The following is a 16,543-nucleotide window of genomic DNA, read 5'->3' as shown; positions in this document are numbered from 1 at the left end:
CAGCACCCGTGGTTCCAGGAGTCACGAAAGGACCCCGACGGACCCTACGGCGACTACTACGTGTGGGCCGACGACGACAAGCAGTACCAGGACGCGCGCATCATCTTCGTCGACACCGAAGCCTCCAACTGGACCTTCGACCCCGTCCGCAAGCAGTACTTCTGGCACCGCTTCTTCTCCCACCAGCCCGACCTCAACTACGAGAACCCCGCCGTCCAGGAAGAGATCCTGGCGGCTCTCCGGTTCTGGCTGGACCTCGGTATCGACGGCTTCCGGCTCGACGCCGTGCCCTACCTCTACGCGGAGGAGGGCACCAACTGCGAGAACCTGGCGGCCAGTCACGCCTTCCTGAAGCGGGTCCGCAAGGAGATCGACGCGATGTACCCGGACACCGTGCTGCTGGCCGAGGCGAACCAGTGGCCGGAGGACGTCGTCGACTACTTCGGCGACTACGAGAGCGGCGGCGACGAATGCCACATGGCGTTCCACTTCCCCGTCATGCCGCGCATCTTCATGGCCGTACGCCGCGAGTCGCGCTATCCGGTCTCGGAGATCCTCGCCAAGACCCCGGCCATCCCCTCCGGCTGCCAGTGGGGCATCTTCCTGCGCAACCACGACGAGCTGACCCTGGAGATGGTCACCGACGAGGAACGCGACTACATGTGGGCGGAGTACGCCAAGGACCCCCGCATGCGCGCCAACATCGGCATCCGGCGCCGCCTCGCCCCCCTCCTGGACAACGACCGCAACCAGATCGAACTCTTCACCGCCCTGCTCCTGTCCCTCCCCGGTTCGCCGATCCTCTACTACGGCGACGAGATCGGCATGGGCGACAACATCTGGCTCGGCGACCGCGACGCCGTCCGCACCCCCATGCAGTGGACCCCCGACCGCAACGCCGGCTTCTCCTCCTCCGATCCCGGCCGCCTCTTCCTCCCGACGATCATGGACCCCGTCTACGGCTACCAGGTCACCAACGTCGAGGCGTCCATGTCGTCGCCCTCCTCGCCGCTGCACTGGACCCGCCGCATGATCGAGATCCGCAAGCAGAACCCGGCCTTCGGACTCGGCTCGTACACCGAACTCGCGTCGTCCAACCCGGCGGTGCTGGCCTTCCTGCGCGAGTACGAGGACGACCTCGTGCTCTGCGTGCACAACTTCTCGCGGTTCGCCCAGCCCACGGAGCTGGACCTGCGGGAGTTCAGCGAACGGCATCCCGTGGAGCTGGTCGGTGGCGTGCGCTTCCCCGCCATCGGACAGCTGCCGTACCTGCTGACCCTCGCCGGGCACGGCTTCTACTGGTTCCGGCTCTCCCGAGTCGCTGCCCGCACCGGCCGACGAATCTGAGCGTGTGCCGGCGAAAGGACGCCCACCATGTTGAAGACCGCATCCCTCCGGCCGGGCGGCGCCGGCCCGGACGGGGCCTCGGCGTCGCTCGCCGGGCTGCTGCGCGAATGGCTGCCCGGGCAGCGCTGGTTCGCGGGCAAGGACCGGCCCGTCACGGACCTCGACATCGTCTCCATGACGGAGCTGTTCCCGGGCTGTCTGCATGTGCTGCTGCACGCCGCCCACACCGGAGTCCCGGGCCCGGACGGCACTCCCCCGCCCGGCGACTGCTACCAACTCCTGCTCGGCGTACGGGAACACCTGTCACCACGGCTGGGCCGGGCGCTCATCGGGCGGGTGCAGCACGGGCCGCTGGCCGGCCTCGCGGTCTACGACGCGCTGCGGGACCCCCGTGCGGCACAGCTGCTGCTGGAGCGGCTGCGGCACCCCGGCACGGCGGGCCCGCTGCGTTTCGAGGCGGACGTGAAGGTGCCCGTGCCCGCCGGACTCCTGCCACGGCTGCTCGACGCGGAGCAGTCCAACTCCTCGCTGGTGTACGGCGACCGGTTCATCCTGAAGGTGTTCCGGCGGATCCAGCCCGGGGTGAACCCGGACCTGGAACTGCCGGGCGCGCTCGCCGCGCGGGGCTGCACCCGGGTGCCCGCGCCGGTGGCGTGGTTCCGTACGACCGAACCGCAGGCCGCGACCCTCGGCGTGCTCCAGCCGTATCTGCCCGGAGCCTCCGACGGCTGGGCGCTGGCGCTGCGGGCGCTCGCCTCCGGCGACGACTTCACCCCCCAGGCCCGCCAGTTGGGGGAGGCCACCGCCGACGTCCATCTCGCGCTGGCGGCCGCCTTCCCCTCCCGCGGCGACGCCGACATCCGGCGTACGGGTGAGGCGATGACCGAGCGGCTGGAGGCCGCCGCGCACTGTGTGCCCGCGCTCCAGCCGTTCGTCCCCGGGCTGCGGACCGCGTTCGCGGCGCTCGACGGCTGCGACTCCGGGCCGGCCGCCCAGCGCGTCCACGGCGATCTGCATCTCGGGCAGGTGCTGCGTTCGGGCCGCGAGTGGTTCGTCATCGACTTCGAGGGCGAGCCGTCCCGGCCGCTGGCCGAACGGCGCAGCGCGCAGTCCCCCGTCCGGGACATCGCCGGCATGCTGCGCTCCTTCGACTACGCCGCACGGCAGCGCCGCCCGTGGCGTCCGGAGTGGGCGCGCCGCTGCCGGGAGGCGTACTGCGCGGGCTACGCCGCCCGCGCGGGCTGGGACCCCCGAAGGAAACACGCCCTGCTGCGCGCGTACGAGACGGACCGCGCGGTGTACGAAGTGCTCTACGAGGCCAGACACCGTCCGGACTGGCTTTCCGTTCCCATGGCGGCGATCGAACGTCTCGCCGTCCGAGGAGGCTGACCCCCGTGGCCCTGCGTGACAGTGACATCCCGCCCGCCGAGTCGGGCGGCCCGCCCACGGCCGCTCGTCTGGCCCCGGCCGACCGCGACCGCCTGCTCGCGGGCAGCCATCACGATCCGCACGCGCTGCTCGGTGCCCACCCGGTGCCCGGCGGCGTCGTCTTCCGCGCGCTGCGCCCGTACGCGGACGCGGTGAGCGTCGTGATCGGCGGAACCCGCAGACGGCTGGCCCCGGAGGAGGGCGGTCTCTTCTCCGGTGTGCTGCCGCTCGACGCCGTTCCGGCCTACACCCTGCTGGTGGAGTACGGCGAGGACGAGCACGCGACGCACGACCCGTACCGTTTCCTGCCCGCCCTCGGCGACCTCGATCTGCACCTGATCCGGGAGGGGCGGCACGAGGAGCTGTGGAAGGCGCTCGGCGCCGAGCCGATGACCCATGAGGGCGTGGGCGGGACGCGGTTCACGGTGTGGGCGCCGAACGCCCAAGGGGTGCGCGTCGCCGGGGACTTCACCTGCTGGGACGGGACTGCGTACCCGATGCGGTCGCTCGGCTCGTCCGGAGTGTGGGAGCTGTTCCTGCCGGGGATCGGCGAAGGCGCGCGCTACAAGTTCGAGATCACGTCCCGGTACGGCGAACGGTTCCTCAAGGCCGACCCGATGGCCCGCCGCACCGAGGTGCCGCCCGCCACCGCGTCCGTCGTGACCGCCTCGCACTACGAGTGGGACGACGCGGAGTGGCTGGCGCACCGGGGCGACACCCCCGTGCACGAGGCGCCGTTCTCGGTCTACGAGGTCCATCTCCCGTCCTGGCGGCCGGGCTTGACGTACCGTCAGCTGGCCGAGGAACTGCCGGCGTATGTCAGTGAACTCGGCTTCACCCACGTGGAGTTGATGCCACTGACGGAGCACCCCTTCGGTGGTTCGTGGGGCTACCAGGTCACCGGCTTCTACGCGCCGACCGCCCGGCTGGGCACCCCCGACGACTTCAAGTTCCTGGTCGACGCCCTCCACCGGGCGGGCATCGGCGTACTGATGGACTGGGTGCCGGCGCACTTCCCCAAGGACGACTGGGCGCTGGCCCGGTTCGACGGGGATCCCCTCTACGAGCCCGGGGACGCGCGGCGCGCCGAGCACCCCGACTGGGGCACGTACGAGTTCGACCTCGCCCGCACGGAGGTGCGCAACTTCCTGGTGGCGAACGCCGTCTACTGGTGCCAGGAGTTCCACATCGACGGTCTGCGGGTGGACGCCGTCGCCTCGATGCTCTACCTCGACTACTCCCGCGACTCCGGTCAGTGGACGCCCAACGTGCACGGCGGGTGTGAGGACCTGGCCGCGGTGGCGTTCCTCCAGGAGATGAACGCCACCGTCTACCGCAGGGCGCCGGGCGTGGTGACGATCGCGGAGGAGTCGACGGCGTGGGACGGGGTGACCCGGCCGACCGACAGCGGCGGTCTGGGCTTCGGGCTGAAGTGGAACATGGGGTGGATGCACGACTCGCTCACCTACATGCAGCACGAGCCGGTGCACCGCAAGTACCACCACCACGACATGACGTTCTCCATGGTGTACGCCTACAGCGAGAACTACGTCCTGCCGATCTCCCACGACGAAGTCGTGCACGGGAAACAGGCGTTGGTCTCCAAGATGCCCGGCGACTGGTGGCAGCGGCGGGCCGGCCACCGCGCCTACCTGGCCTACATGTGGGCCCACCCCGGCAAGCAACTCCTCTTCATGGGGCAGGAGTTCGCCCAGGGCGCCGAATGGTGCGAGGCCGACGGCCCCGACTGGGGGCTGCTGGACCCGGCGTACGGCGCCGAGGCCGACCACCGCGGCGTGCGCGACCTCGTCCGCGACCTGAACACCGTCTACCGCGCCACACCGGCCCTGTGGCAGCTGGACACCCGACCCGCGGGTTTCCAGTGGGTCGCGGGCGACGCGGCCGACGACAACGTCTTCGCCTTCCTGCGCCTGGACTCCGACGGCACACCCCTCCTCGCGGTCAGCAACTTCTCCCCCGTCGTCCGCCACGACTACCCGCTGGGCGTCCCCGACACCGTCCCCGCCTGGCACGAGGTCCTCAACACCGACGCCGCCCACTACGGCGGCGGCGGCATCACCCACCCCGAGCCGGTCGAACCCGAAGCGGTGCCCTGGCACGGCCGCCCGGCGAGCATCCGGCTGACCCTGCCGCCGCTGGCAACGGTCTGGTTGCGACCTGGACAACCCACGACGCCGGCATCGCAGTTCCCGTGACCGAGCGGTCACACCTGGGCTACATTCGAGCACCGTCGATGACCGTACTCATCGGCGACGTCACACCCCGTACGACTCAGGAGCAGCGCATGCGCGACTTCGCCCTGGCTCCATCCGTCACCTCGTCCCTGACCGGCGGGCTCGCCGACACCGTCTTCGAGACGGCGGAGGCCGAACCCGCGCTCGCGGTCGTCGCGCGGCGGCCCGACCCGGCCTCCCCGGCGTGGGAGGAGGTGACAGCGGTGGAGCTGCGGGACGAAGTGGTCGCGGTCGCCAAGGGGTTGATCGCCTCGCGGATCTCCCCCGGCAACCGTGTCGCCATCATGTCGCGCACCCGCTACGAGTGGACGGTGCTCAGCCACGCGCTGTGGACGGTGGGCGCGGAGGTCGTACCGATCCATCCCACCTCCTCGCGCGAACAGGTCGAGTGGATGCTCCGGGACGCCGGCTGTGTGGCCGTGGTCGTCGAGGACGAACAGGGCATCATGACCGTCGGCACGGTGTGCGCCGCGCTGCCGCTGCTGCGGCACGTCTGGCAGCTGGACGCCGGGGCCCTGGACCAACTCACCGAGCGGGGCACGTACATCCCGCTCGCCACGGTCGACTCGCTGCGCCGGATCGTGCTGCCGGACTCGACAGCGGTCATCGCCTACACCTCGGGGACCACCGGCGACCCGCTCGGCTGCGCGCTGAGCCATCGCAACCTGGCGAGCCCCTGCGACACGCTCCTCGCGGGCTGGGGCCACATCGCCGCGCTGCCGGGCGAACAGCCGTCCGTCCTCGCCTTCCTGCCGTTCTCGCACGTCTACGGCCTGATGATCCAGAGCCTGTGCATGCGCGGCGGCCTGCTGATGGCGCACGAGCCGGAGATGAGCGAGGCGGCCCTCGCGTCGGCGCTGCGCTCGTTCCGGCCCACGTACCTCCACGCGGTGCCGTCGGTCTTCGAGCGGATCTACAAGAACTTCTTGCGCGCGAGCCAACAGGCCGGCCGCGGAGCCCTGTTCGAGCGGGCGGCCGAGACCGCGCGCAACTTCGCCGCCGCCGAGGAGCGCCGCCGGCTGGGCCGCGGCACCGGCCCCGGCTTCGACCTGCGCATGCAACACGCCCTGTACGAACGGACGGTGTACCGCAGACTGCGCGCGACACTGGGCGGCCGGGTGGTCCGCGCCACCTCGGGCGGCTCGCCCCTCAACCGTGAACTCTCCCTGTTCTACGCGGGGATAGGCATCTTCGTGTACGACGGCTACGGGCTGACGGAGACCGCAGGCGGCGTCACGATGCAGCCCCTGAACCGGGAGAAGTCCGGGACCGTCGGACAGGCGCTGCCGGACACCGAGATACAGGTCGCCGAGGACGGGGAGATCCTGGTGCGCGGCCCGTCGGTGTTCCAGGGGTACCTCAGCGACGAGGCCGCGACCCGGGCGGCGGTGTCCCACGGCTGGCTGGCCACCGGGGACATCGGGCGGCTGGACAGCGAGGGGTACCTGACGATCACGGGGCGCAAGAAGGACATCATCGTCACCAGCGGCGGCAAGAGCGTCGCACCGGCCGCCCTCGAACAGCGGCTGCGGATGCATCCGTTGGTCCACCAGGCGGTGGTCGTGGGCGACGACCGGCCGTGTGTGGGGGCGCTGATCACGCTGGACCCGGACTTCGTGGCGCACTGGCGGGCGGGTCTGGCGCCCCGGAGCGACATCCCGGGTCTGGAGACCCGCGAGGAGAACGCGCTGCGGGAGGAGATCGAACGGGCCGTCTCCGCCGCCAACAGCCCGGTGTCGCGGGCCGAGTCGATCCGCGTCTTCCGGGTCCTGCCCGAGCCGTTCGCGGTCAGCAACGGACTGCTGACCCCGTCGATGAAGCTGCGCAGGGACGCGATCGTGCGGCACTACGCCGTCGAGATCGACGCGATGTACCAGACACGCGCGCGCCCCCCGCGCCGGACGACGCCGGACGACCTGTCCGGCTGGGAGGACTCGGACAACGTGTTCCGGTGAGTTCACCGGCCGGGCATCACTCCGGGCGGCGGGCGACGACCGCGAACATCGTCACCGACATGTGCAGGGCGCCCTCTTCGGCGGCCTCGGTGAGACCGGCGTAGGCGCGGTCGCGCTGGGTCTCGGTCAGCGCGCCACGCCGTACGGCGGACTCGCCCAGCATGCGGATCAGCGGCCAGGTGACCGACCTGTGGTCCTGGAGGAGCGCCTGCGAGCCCCGGTCCTCGATGACCAGACCGGCCGCGCTGAGCTGGCCGACGAGCCGGCGTCCCGAGTAGGGGTTGGCGGCCCCGGTGAGCGCGCCGGAGGCGAACGCGGCCATGATCTCGGGGTCGCCGGGGTGCACGATCGTGGTCGCCCAGTCCGTGTCGAGCAGCGCCACCCGGCCGCCGGGAGCCAGCACCCGGGCGATCTCGGCGACCGCCTTGTCGGCCTCGGTGAGGTGCTGGAGCACCCGCTCGCACCACACCACGTCGACCGAGCCGCCGGGCACCGGCAGGGAGAGCGCGTCGCCGTCGGTGAAGCGGGCGGGGCTGTTCGCCTCGGCGCCGCGCCGCTCGGCGACGGACCGCAGGCCGGGGTTGGGCTCGACGCCCAGGGCCGTGCCGCGCGGGCCGACCGCCGTCGCCAGTTCGCGGGTGGTGGAGCCGGTGCCGGAGCCGACGTCGAGGACGCGCTCACCGGGCCGCACCGCGAGCGCGTCGTACGCCCACTCGCGCAGCCGTCGTACGCCGGGATTGGTCTCCTGGGAGTCGAGCGCGGCCACCAGCCGCGTCACGTTGTCGGGGTCGATGTTCTGGGTGCGGAAGCCCGACCCGGGCCCGGGCTGTGTGTGCGCCATGGCGTGCACTCTACGGTCAGGTCCGGTGCGGGAAAGGCCGCTTGAGGCTCATTGGGGTACCGCTTTTGTTCACACGTCACAGCGTCTACCGAGGGCCCCGGCAGGGCATGCTGATGCCCACGCGTTCGGCTGGCTGCCGCGCCCGGCTGGCGGAGCGGTCCGGGACAGGGTGGGATCGACGAGGTGCGAGCCGGCGATCCAGGGGCATGCGAACGGCGTCGAGGCAGAGCGCCTGGGGCCGCAGAAGGGATGGACACCGTGACACGAACGAGGATCCTGGTGGTGGGCGCGGGCTTCGCAGGAGTGGAGTGCGTTCGCCGTCTGGAACGGAAACTGACCCCCGACGAAGCCGACGTCACCCTGGTGACGCCGTTCTCCTACCAGCTCTACCTTCCACTGCTGCCGCAGGTCGCCTCCGGCGTCCTGACCCCGCAGTCGATCGCCGTCTCGCTGCGCCGCAGCAGCAAGTACCGCACCCGGATCATCCCGGGCGGCGCCATCGGCGTGGACGTCAAGGCCAAGGTGTGCGTGATCCGCACGATCAACGACGAGATCGTGAACGAGCCGTACGACTACATCGTGCTCTCCCCCGGCAGCATCACCCGCACCTTCGACATCCCCGGCCTGACCGAGCACGCCTTCGGCATGAAGACCCTCGCCGAGGCCGCCTACATCCGCGACCACGTCATCACCCAGCTCGATCTGGCGGACGCGAGCGTCGATCCGGTGGAGAAGGCCTCGCGGCTCCAGTTCGTGGTGGTCGGCGGCGGGTACGCCGGCACCGAGACCGCGGCCTGTCTGCAGCGGCTGACCCACAGCGCGGTCAAGCGCTACCCGCGCCTGGACCCGCGCCTGATCAAGTGGCACCTCATCGACATCGCGCCCAAGCTGATGCCCGAGCTGGGCGACCGGCTGGGGCGCAGCGCCCAGGAGATCCTGCGCAAGCGCGGTATCGACATCTCGCTGGGTGTCTCCATCGCCAAGGCGGGCCCGGAGGAGGTCACCTTCACCGACGGCCGGGTGGTGCCGACCCGGACCCTGATCTGGACCGCCGGGGTGGTCGCGAGCCCGCTCATCGCGACGCTGGGCGCGGAGACCGTGCGGGGGCGGCTGGCGGTCAGCGCCGAGATGAACCTGCCCGGTCACGACGGTGTCTTCGCCCTGGGCGACTCGGCCGCCGTTCCCGACGAGGCCAAGGGCAAGGAAGGGGCGGTCTGCCCGCCGACCGCCCAGCACGCGATGCGGCAGGGCCGGAAGGTCGCCGACAACGTGATCGCCACCCTGCGCAACCAGCCGCTCCAGCCGTACGTGCACAAGGATCTCGGGCTCGTCGTCGACCTCGGCGGCAGGGACGCCGTGTCCAAGCCGCTCGGCATCGAACTGCGCGGCCTCCCCGCCCAGGCCGTCGCCCGCGGATACCACTGGTCGGCCCTGCGCACCAACGTCGCCAAGACCCGGGTGATGACGAACTGGGTGCTCAACGCGGTCGCGGGCGACGACTTCGTACGGACCGGATTCCAGGCGCGCAAGCCGGCCAAGCTCAAGGACTTCGAGTACACGGACGCGTACCTGACCCCCGACCAGGTGCGGGACCGGGTCGAGGGGGCCCCGGTGCGGGAGCCGTAACATCGGGTGCACGGGATCTTGAGGTGAACCAGGGAGTACGGCGGCGTGAGGGCGGCGGGACGGTCGGTGCGGGCACGGGTGCGGGATCGGGTCGCGGCGTCCGATCCCGGACTGCTGAGACTGACGGCCGGACTGCGGACCGTTTCGGCGATCGCCCTCACACTGGCCGTGCTCTCGCTGTCGGGCGCCGGTGTGCGTCATCTGGTGGCCGGGGCCATGGCGGCCATGGTCTCCACCTTCGCCATCCGCGAGAAGCAGCGCACCGAGCAGGCGGTCACCCTGGCACTGGGCCTGCCGGTGGCGCTCGCGTCGGTGTCGCTCAGCGCGCTGCTGAGCTCGCGGGTGATCGCCGGTGACGTCTTCTTCGTCGTACTCATCTTCTGCGCGGTCTACAGCCGGCGCTTCGGCGACCGGGGCACCGCGCTCGGCCTGATCGGCTTCCAGGTCTACTTCCTCTCCCTCTTCGTCGGCGTGACGGTCTCCGCCCTGCCGGCGCTCTACGCCGTCCTCGGCGTCGCCTTCGCGTGCAGTGCCCTGGTCCGCTTCGCGCTGGTGCCGCAGACGCCGACGGGGACGCTCGACCGGATGCGGCGCGCCTTCCGGGCCCGGCTCGCCCAGCTCGTGGCCGCGCAGATCGAGCTGCTCGACGCCGACCCGGACGAGCTGGAGAAGGCGCTGGACTCGGTGCGGGAGGGGACGGCGCGGCTGCACGAGACGGCGCTGCTGATCCAGGGCCGGCTGGAGGACGGCACCTCGGACGCGGCGGTGGCGCGGCTCGTGCAGCGCCGGGTCGCCGACGCGGAGATCGCCGCCGAGCGGCTGGGGCTGCTGCTGCTGGCCGCGCGCAGCGCCGAGCGCGGCCACACCCTGACCCTGCACCTGCCGGGCGCGCCCGTCCCGTTGGGCGACCGGCTGCCCGAGCGGGACGAGACGACCGCGAACCTGCGCCGGGATCTGCAGGCGCTGCGGATGCTGGTGCTGCGGCCGGTGAGCGCGGACGCGAGCACCGCGCTGGCCCCTGTGCGCAACCGGCTGCTGGGGTACCGGGACGAGGAGAATCTGCCGGTGGCGCCGGACACCGTCCAGGACGTGTTCCGGGGCGTCGGCGAGGCCGCCCGCGCGGTCCTGGGGCTGCGGATCGCGCTGGACGGGCCGCAGGACGAGTCCGCCGACACCCCGGCGACGACCCGGTCCCGCGAGGAGCTGGACGCGGAGGACGCGGCGATCGCCGGCGGTGAGGAGGGCGAGCGGCCGGACGCGGCGCCCACCGGGCTGGACCGGCCGACGACGCGGGCCGCGGTTCAGGTGGCGGTGGGGTCGGCGCTGGCCATCGTGGGCGGGGAGTTCCTCTCCAGCCAGCGCTGGTACTGGGCGGTGCTCACCTGCTGGATCGTCTTCATCAACACCGCTTCCACGGGCGAGATCCTGGTCAAGGGGTACCGCCGGCTGCTGGGCACGGTGCTGGGGGTGGTGGCCGGGATCGGGCTGGCGGGGCTGGTCGGGCACCACACCTGGACGGCGTTCGCGCTGGTGCTCGTCTTCATCTTCGCGATGTTCTACACGGCGCCGCTGTCCTACACCCTGATGTCCTTCTTCGTGACCGCGATGGTCGGGCTGCTGTACACGCTGCTGCACACCTACAGCGCCGCCGTGCTGGTGCTGCGGATCGAGGAGACGGCACTCGGCGCGGTCTGCGGGGTGGTGGCGGCGGCGCTGGTACTGCCGGTGCACACGGACCGCCGTACGAACGAGTTGCTCGGTACCGTGCTGGCGCGGCTCGCGGAGGTCACCGACGCGGCGGTCGACCAGCTCAGCGGCGGGGCCGCGGCCGATCTGCTGGACAAGGCGCGCGACCTGGACCAGGCGCTGGCCGACCTGGGCGCGTCCACCCAGCCGCTGACCCACCCGATCACCCCGCTGCGGGCCCGGCGGGACACCGTGCGGTATCTCGTGGCGCTGCTGGAGACGTGCGCCTACCACGCGCGGTATCTGGCGGCCACGGCCGAACTGCTGCCGACGCACCCGTCGATCGCGGCGGATCCCCGGCTGCGCGGGGCGGGCCGCCGGATCGGCCGCAACATCGAGGTGATCGCCGCGCATGTGGCGGGCGAGCCGGACGCGGGGCGGGTGGAGACCGGGCCGAGCATCGCGTCCATGCTGAGCCCGGGCACGTCGGGCACCCCCCGCTACGGCCGGGTGACCGACCGGGTGCTGCGGCATCTCCAGCGGTTGGACGAGGCGGTGGCGGGCCTGGCGCGCCCGCTCGACGTGCCGGTCGCCACTCCGGAGAAGTGATCCGCCGCACGCGCATCCGTTCCCCCGCCTTCTGACGGGTGTTCCTGGGTAGGGGGTAGTCATGAGCGATGTGGTGGACTCGGACGAACTGTTGCGGCGCATCCAGCGGGCCCGGGCGTTCGCCGCCGAAGAGGTGCGGACCTGGTCGGCGAGGGACACGGAGCTGCGGCCGGCCGATCCGGGCGGGGCCCGTGACGCGGCGGTGCGCGGGCTTGCCTACGAGGCCGTGCTGCGGGTTCTGGACGAGATAGTGGCCCCGGGCAGAGCGGCCGGGAAGTGAAACGGGTCACGTAGCCGGTTCGCCGGTGCGCGGAACGGCCGCGCATGGTTTACGGTTCATGCACAGGTGCCCGCGGAGTCGACCTCAGCGTCCTCCGCGCTCCACCGTTTGACGGCCCTGGCTGGTCTCCCCCGTCCAGCCAGGGCTTTTTCACGTCCTCTTCCGTCCCCCGAGGTGCCCCGGACGGCCGAAGCGGCTGAAATAAGCGTAGGGAACATTCCGCAACCGAACTCCGGCGAGGAGCCCTGTGCCATGACCAAAGCGATAAAACTGCTCACCGCCCTGCCCCAAACCCAGCGGGAGCGGCTGATGGAGCTCGCGCGGGAGGTGTCCTTCGCCGAGGACAGCCGGATCTTCGAGGCGGGCGGGACCGCCGAACGCTTCTGGGTCATCCGCTCCGGCGCGGTCTCCCTCGACCAGCAGGTGACTCCCGAGCGGCGGGTGACCGTGGCCGGCCTGGGCGCGGGCGATCTGCTCGGCTGGTCGTGGCTCTTCCCGCCGTACCGCTGGGACTTCGGTGCCGAGGCGTTCAGCGCGGTGCGCGCCTACGAGTTCGACGCGTCGGCGGTGCTGGCGCTCTGTGTCGAGGACCCGCTGCTGGGGCTGTCCCTGGTCCGTGTCGTCGCGGAGATCCTCGCGTACCGCCTGGAGCTGACCCGCGGCAAGCTGATGGACCACTACGCGCTGCACCGGAACGCGACCTGACCGGGTGACCGGGTTCAGATCCGGTAGCGGCGCAGCGCCGGTACGGCGGCGGCGATGGTCAGCATCAGGACGACGACGAGGAGCCCGCCGCCGGCGACCGCGGTGCGCGTGCCGAAGGCGGAGCCGGCGGTGCCGTGCAGGACGTCGGCGAGCCGGGGGCCGCCCGCGACGACGACCGTGAAGACGCCCTGCATACGGCCGCGCATCTCGTCGGTGGCGGCGGACAGCAGGATCGCCCCGCGGAACACCATCGACACCATGTCGGCGACCCCGGCGGCGGCCAGGAACACCACGGCCATCCACAGGTTGCGGCTCAGGCCGAAGCCGGTGATGGCGACGCCCCAGGCGACGACCGCCCCGATCACCATCCAGCCGTGCCGGCGCGCCCGCGAGAACGTGCCCGAGAACAGGCCGCCGACGACGGCGCCGATGGGGATCGCCGCGAACAGCAGGCCGAGCGCGAGCCCTTCGCCGTACGGCGCGTAGGTCTCGGCGGCGAGCTGCGGGAAGAGCGCGCGGGGCATGCCGAAGACCATCGCGATGATGTCGGCGAGGAACGACAGCAACAGCACCTTGTGCAGCGCGATGTAGCGGAAGCCGGCGACGATCTCGCGCCAGCCCGCGCGCCGTGCCACCGCGCTCGCCAGCGGCGGCAGCGCGGGCAGCTGGAAGACCGCCCAGAGCGTGACGCACAGGGCCAGCGCGTCGATGAGGTACAGCTCGGGCAGGCCGATGACGGGGATGAGGACGCCCGCGAGCAGCGGTCCGACCACCTGGCCGGTCTGCATGACGGTCGAGCCGAGGGCGTTGGCGGCGGCCAGCTCGCCGGCGGGCACCAGGCGGGCGATGGAGGCGTTGCGGGCCGGGGCGTTGAGGCCCCAGAACGCCTGCTGCACCGCGAGCAGGACCATCAGGACGGCCACCGAACCCAGACCGGCGGCGGCCTGGACCCAGAACAGGACCGAGGTGACGGCTATCCCGCTGTTGGTGATCAGGAGCAGTTTGCGGCGGTCCATGGTGTCGGCGACCGCGCCGCCCCAGAGCGCGAACACGATGAGCGGCAGCAGGCCGGCCATGCTCGCGGCGCCGACCCACGCGGAGGAGCCGGTGATGTCGTAGATCTGCTTGGGTACGGCGACGGCGGTGAGCTGGCTGCCGACCGCGGTGACGATGGTGGAGGACCACAGCCGGCGGAAGGCGGGGATGCGCAGCGGGCGGGTGTCCATCGCCCAGCGGCGCCAGCCGCGCCGGGGTTCGCCGGTGTCCTCGGTGGTCTTCGGCTCGGGGTCCGTGGTGCTGCCGGTGCTCTCGCTCGTGTCCACAGGGTTCCTGGTTGCTCGTTACATCTTTCTCTCTCGGGCATCACTATCTCAGCTGCCGGCCGCTCTTCGAACAGGCGGTCTCACGATCCGGCCACGAGCACGGCACCGAGTCCGATCATGGTGGCGGCGACCAGACCGTCCAGCACCCGCCAGGCCGAGGGCTTGACGAGGACCCGGCCGAGCAGCCGGGCGCCGAAGCCGAGCGCGGTGAACCAGCAGAGACTGGCGACCGCCGCGCCGAGCCCGAACGTCCAGCGCAGGGAGCCGCGGTGGGCGGCGAGGGAACCGAGCAGGAAGACGGTGTCCAGGTAGACGTGCGGGTTGAGCCAGGTCATCGCCAGACAGGTGAGCACCGCCCGGCGCCAGGACCCGCTCGTCGCGCCCTCGGTGCGCAGGGCCGACGGTTTCAGCACCCGGCGGGCGGCGAGGACGCCGTACACCAGCAGGAACGCCCCGCCGATCAGGCCGACCGCGGTCAGCGCGCCCGGCCACGCGACCACGATCGCGCCCACCCCGCCGACCCCGAGCGCGATGAGCAGCGCGTCGGACAGCGCGCAGATGCCGACGACGGCGAGGACCGCCTCGCGGCGGACGCCCTGGCGCAGCACGAAGGCGTTCTGGGCGCCGATGGCGACGATGAGGGAGAGACCGGTGCCGAAGCCGGCGGCCGCGGCGGACAGGGCGGGTGTCATGCCTCGACGGTAGGCAGCGGCGTCCCACGCGTACAGCTAAAGATTCTTACGTAACATAAGTGCTCGTGATGGCGGAACTTCCCCTGGACCAAGTGCGGACGCTCCTCGCGGTCGTCGACGAGGGCACCTTCGACGCCGCGGCGGCGGCCCTGCATGTGACGCCGTCGGCGGTGAGCCAGCGGGTGAAGGCGTTGGAGCAGCGGACGGGCCGGGTGCTGCTGCTGCGCACCAAGCCGGTGCGGGTGACGGAGTCCGGGGCGGTGATCGTCCGGTTCGCCCGGCAGCTGGGCCGGCTGGAGCGGGACGCGCGGTCCGAGCTGGGGCTGAGCGGGGCCGGAGAGCCGACCCGGGTCTCGGTGGCGGTGAACGCGGACTCCCTGGCCACCTGGTTCCTGGGCGCGCTGACGCGGGTGGAGCCGGGGGCGAGGATCTGCTTCGAGCTGCGCCGCGAGGACGAGGCGCACACGGCGGCGTTGCTGCGCGAGGGCCTGGTGATGGCCGCGGTGACCTCCTCCCCGGACCCCGTACCGGGCTGCTCGGTCCGTCCGCTGGGCCGGATGCGCTATCTGCCGGTGGCCGCTCCCGACTTCGTCGAGCGCTGTCTGGGCGGCCCGCTGGGGGACGCGCTCGCCGAGGCGCCGGTCGTGGTCTTCGACCGGCGCGACGACTTCCAGGACGGTTTCGTCCGCGGTCTGGGTCCGGGCCGGGCCGGCGCGAGCGCGGTACGCCACCATGTGCCGACGTCGGAGGGGTTCGTCGCGTCCGTCGCCGCGGGCCTGGGCTGGGGCATGGTGCCCGATGTGCAGGCCGATCCCCTGCTGCGTGCGGGGCGGTTGGTGAACCTGGCGCCGGACCGGCCGGTGGATGTACCGCTGCACTGGCAGCAGTGGAAGCTGGACTCCCCCGCGCTCGCGGAGGTGGCGGCGGCGGTGGCCGGCGCGGCGGCCGGGGTGCTGCGCACCTGACCGCCGGTCGCGGACCGCGCGGCTGGCTTCGGACCGCCGGGCCGCACGCGCCTCAACTCCCCACGCTACGACCGCAGTTGGGCCGCCGCGCTGTCCAGCAGCATCTCCAGCGCCGTCGGGTAGGCACTGTCGGGCATCCGGGCCGCGAGGTGGCCGGCCGCCTCCGCGATACGCGGGTGGGTGCTGGCCGGGAGGCGGGCGTAGGTCGAGCGCCACATGTCCTCGTCGGCCCGCAGCGCGGCGCTCGGCAGCGCCAGCGAGGCGGCGTCCAGCGCGGCGAAGGCCAGCGTCTGGTCGATGAAGGCGTGGTAGATCCGCACCGTGTCCGGCAGCGCGAAGCCGGCCGTGCGCAGCACGTCGAGGACGGCCTCGTCGGCGGCGAGTTCGTTCGGGCGGCCGGTGACCCGGCCCGCGGTGAGCTGGGCCGCCTGCGGATGGGCGACGTAGGCGGCGTGGATGCGCAGGCCGATCGCGCGCAGGTCGGCCCGCCACTCCCCGGTCCGCCGCCATCCCCGCAGGGCCTCGCCGATCAGGGCGTCGCCGATGGCGAGCGTCAGGTCGTCCATGCCCCGGAAGTAGCGGTAGAGGGTGCTGGGGTCGGCGTCCAGGGCGAGGCCGAGCCGGCGGGCGGTCAGGCCGGCGCTGCCGTGTTCGCGCAGCATCCGCAGCGCGGTCTCGACGATCAGCCGCTCGGAGAGCACGGTGCCGTTCCTGGTCGGTCGGCGCCGGCGCCGCTTCTCCTCCGCCACCACGGGCTTCGGCACCGCCACCTCCTGTCGTCCGCTCCTTATGCCAACGCCATTGACCTTACGCGGGCGGACGGCGTTGTATC

Annotated in this window: 13 protein-coding genes; 9 read left to right on the top strand and 4 right to left on the bottom strand. The window is 72.1% G+C overall.

The features are described from left to right. The 4 genes from treS to ABZT12_RS31825 all read left to right on the top strand — a co-directional run. The coding region (gene treS / locus ABZT12_RS31840; protein ID WP_356390978.1) for a maltose alpha-D-glucosyltransferase at positions 1 to 1,347 on the top strand (1,347 nt) is incomplete at its 5' end. Between the two features lie 27 nt (positions 1,348 to 1,374). Further along, positions 1,375 to 2,736, top strand: a complete 1,362-nt coding sequence (locus tag ABZT12_RS31835) for a maltokinase (protein ID WP_356390976.1) — start codon at positions 1,375 to 1,377, stop codon at positions 2,734 to 2,736. 5 nt (positions 2,737 to 2,741) lie between these two features. Then, positions 2,742 to 4,991, top strand: a complete 2,250-nt coding sequence (gene glgB, locus ABZT12_RS31830) for a 1,4-alpha-glucan branching enzyme (protein ID WP_356390974.1) — start codon at positions 2,742 to 2,744, stop codon at positions 4,989 to 4,991. An 89-nt stretch (positions 4,992 to 5,080) separates the two neighbouring features. Next, positions 5,081 to 6,985: an AMP-dependent synthetase/ligase gene (locus ABZT12_RS31825; RefSeq protein WP_356390988.1), complete on the top strand. Its 1,905-nt coding sequence runs from the start codon at positions 5,081 to 5,083 to the stop codon at positions 6,983 to 6,985. A gap of 16 nt (positions 6,986 to 7,001) precedes the next feature. Here the strand turns inward: ABZT12_RS31825 and ABZT12_RS31820 are convergent, their stop codons facing one another. Further along, a complete protein-coding gene (locus tag ABZT12_RS31820; RefSeq protein WP_356390972.1) occupies positions 7,002 to 7,826 on the bottom strand; it encodes a methyltransferase domain-containing protein in 825 nt (274 codons plus the stop codon). A 249-nt stretch (positions 7,827 to 8,075) separates the two neighbouring features. Here ABZT12_RS31820 and ABZT12_RS31815 point away from each other — a divergent pair, with 249 nt between their 5' ends. From ABZT12_RS31815 to ABZT12_RS31800, 4 genes are all read left to right on the top strand, one after another. Next, complete coding sequence (locus ABZT12_RS31815; protein WP_356390970.1) at positions 8,076 to 9,452, top strand: NAD(P)/FAD-dependent oxidoreductase; 1,377 nt, start codon at positions 8,076 to 8,078, stop codon at positions 9,450 to 9,452. 45 nt (positions 9,453 to 9,497) lie between these two features. Beyond that, entirely contained in the window at positions 9,498 to 11,747 is a 2,250-nt protein-coding gene (locus tag ABZT12_RS31810; protein WP_356390968.1) for an FUSC family protein, read from the top strand. Positions 11,748 to 11,808: 61 nt separating this feature from the next. Beyond that, entirely contained in the window at positions 11,809 to 12,027 is a 219-nt protein-coding gene (locus tag ABZT12_RS31805; protein ID WP_356390966.1) for a hypothetical protein, read from the top strand. Between the two features lie 252 nt (positions 12,028 to 12,279). Then, a complete protein-coding gene (locus ABZT12_RS31800; RefSeq protein ID WP_356390964.1) occupies positions 12,280 to 12,732 on the top strand; it encodes a cyclic nucleotide-binding domain-containing protein in 453 nt (150 codons plus the stop codon). A 14-nt stretch (positions 12,733 to 12,746) separates the two neighbouring features. Here the strand turns inward: ABZT12_RS31800 and ABZT12_RS31795 are convergent, their stop codons facing one another. Next, entirely contained in the window at positions 12,747 to 14,054 is a 1,308-nt protein-coding gene (locus tag ABZT12_RS31795; RefSeq protein WP_356390962.1) for an MFS transporter, read from the bottom strand. An 80-nt stretch (positions 14,055 to 14,134) separates the two neighbouring features. After that, positions 14,135 to 14,746, bottom strand: a complete 612-nt coding sequence (locus ABZT12_RS31790) for a LysE family transporter (RefSeq protein ID WP_356390960.1) — start codon at positions 14,744 to 14,746, stop codon at positions 14,135 to 14,137. A gap of 68 nt (positions 14,747 to 14,814) precedes the next feature. Between ABZT12_RS31790 and ABZT12_RS31785 the strand changes: the two genes are divergently transcribed. Next, positions 14,815 to 15,711 carry a LysR family transcriptional regulator ArgP gene (locus tag ABZT12_RS31785; RefSeq protein ID WP_356390958.1) on the top strand — a complete coding sequence of 299 codons (897 nt, stop codon included), beginning with the start codon at positions 14,815 to 14,817 and terminating at the stop codon, positions 15,709 to 15,711. A gap of 65 nt (positions 15,712 to 15,776) precedes the next feature. Here ABZT12_RS31785 and ABZT12_RS31780 read toward each other — a convergent pair whose 3' ends face one another. Continuing rightward, on the bottom strand, positions 15,777 to 16,475 hold the full coding sequence (locus ABZT12_RS31780) for a TetR/AcrR family transcriptional regulator (protein ID WP_356390956.1): 699 nt from the start codon (positions 16,473 to 16,475) through the stop codon (positions 15,777 to 15,779). Between the last annotated feature and the right edge of the window lie 68 nt (positions 16,476 to 16,543).

It is taken from the genome of Streptomyces sp. NPDC005423 (assembly GCF_040606415.1).
GTDB lineage: Bacteria > Actinomycetota > Actinomycetes > Streptomycetales > Streptomycetaceae > Streptomyces.
This window is presented reverse-complemented; position numbering and strand designations above follow the sequence as displayed.

What these genes read in the sequence shown, in the direction of transcription:
- ABZT12_RS31835 (WP_356390976.1), top strand. Translation starts at nt 1,375, where the DNA reads ATGTTGAAGACCGCATCCCTCCGGCCGGGCGGCGCCGGCCCGGACGGG.
- ABZT12_RS31825 (WP_356390988.1), top strand. Translation starts at nt 5,081, where the DNA reads ATGCGCGACTTCGCCCTGGCTCCATCCGTCACCTCGTCCCTGACCGGC.
- ABZT12_RS31820 (WP_356390972.1), bottom strand. Translation starts at nt 7,826, where the DNA reads ATGGCGCACACACAGCCCGGGCCCGGGTCGGGCTTCCGCACCCAGAAC.
- ABZT12_RS31815 (WP_356390970.1), top strand. Translation starts at nt 8,076, where the DNA reads ATGGACACCGTGACACGAACGAGGATCCTGGTGGTGGGCGCGGGCTTC.
- ABZT12_RS31805 (WP_356390966.1), top strand. Translation starts at nt 11,809, where the DNA reads ATGAGCGATGTGGTGGACTCGGACGAACTGTTGCGGCGCATCCAGCGG.
- ABZT12_RS31800 (WP_356390964.1), top strand. Translation starts at nt 12,280, where the DNA reads ATGACCAAAGCGATAAAACTGCTCACCGCCCTGCCCCAAACCCAGCGG.
- ABZT12_RS31790 (WP_356390960.1), bottom strand. Translation starts at nt 14,746, where the DNA reads ATGACACCCGCCCTGTCCGCCGCGGCCGCCGGCTTCGGCACCGGTCTC.
- ABZT12_RS31785 (WP_356390958.1), top strand. Translation starts at nt 14,815, where the DNA reads ATGGCGGAACTTCCCCTGGACCAAGTGCGGACGCTCCTCGCGGTCGTC.